Source organism: Oleiphilus sp. HI0079 (genome assembly GCF_001635105.1).
Genome location: NZ_LWFT01000968.1, coordinates 1 through 707, shown reverse-complemented (window position 1 = coordinate 707; position 707 = coordinate 1). Strand labels below are relative to the sequence as shown.

2 protein-coding genes are annotated in these 707 nt (G+C 47.8%); both read left to right on the top strand.

The features are described 5' to 3' along the window. Positions 1-589 (top strand): helical backbone metal receptor (locus tag A3750_RS17765; RefSeq protein WP_231871866.1); only part of this gene is annotated, 589 nt, incomplete at its 5' end. Between the two features lie 58 nt (positions 590-647). After that, positions 648-707 (top strand): hypothetical protein (locus A3750_RS27355; RefSeq protein ID WP_156498695.1); only part of this gene is annotated, 60 nt, incomplete at its 3' end.

Here is a 707-nt window from a genome sequence, read left to right as displayed (position 1 = left end):
TGCCTGGGAGGGCGGCAACCCAGCAAAGGACTTGGCGCGTATTAGATCACTTGGGATTCCTATTCACTTAAGCAAGACGAAGCGACTTGAAGATATTCCACTGGAAATTCAAGCGATCGCCAAGCGGATTGGTTATGAGCAACAAGGTGACGCGTTGGCTAGTGCTTATTTAGAGCGCTTAGAGGCATTGCGCAACCGATATCAAGACGCTGCGAAGGTACGGTTTTTCTATCAATTGTGGTCTAAACCGTTGCGCACAATGGCCGCGGGCAGCTGGATTAATCAACTGTTTAGCGGTTGCGGTGGAGAGAATGTCTTTAGCGATCCAGCACTGGATTATCCGCAGGTGAGTTTGGAAAGTGTCATTGAAAAGCAACCGGATGTGATTGTCGTACCGACGCATCATGGCGGGGAAATAGCCGTTGAAATGTGGCAGAACTGGCCTGAAATTCCCGCTGTTAAGAATGAGCAGATCGTATTTTTTGATGGCGATTTATTGCATCGATTTTCGTATCGAACCTTGGATGGCATGCAGCAGGTGTGCGAGCGATTTGATGCGATAAGAACACAGAGCACGTTGAGTAAGTGAGTTTTAAGTGGCCCGCATTGGGCACCATAAACACTGAACGAAGTAACAGGAGCGAGTAATGACTGGCGAGAGCGATAAGAACGAAGCGCACAAAAAGAAGATGCAAAAGCAAAAAGAA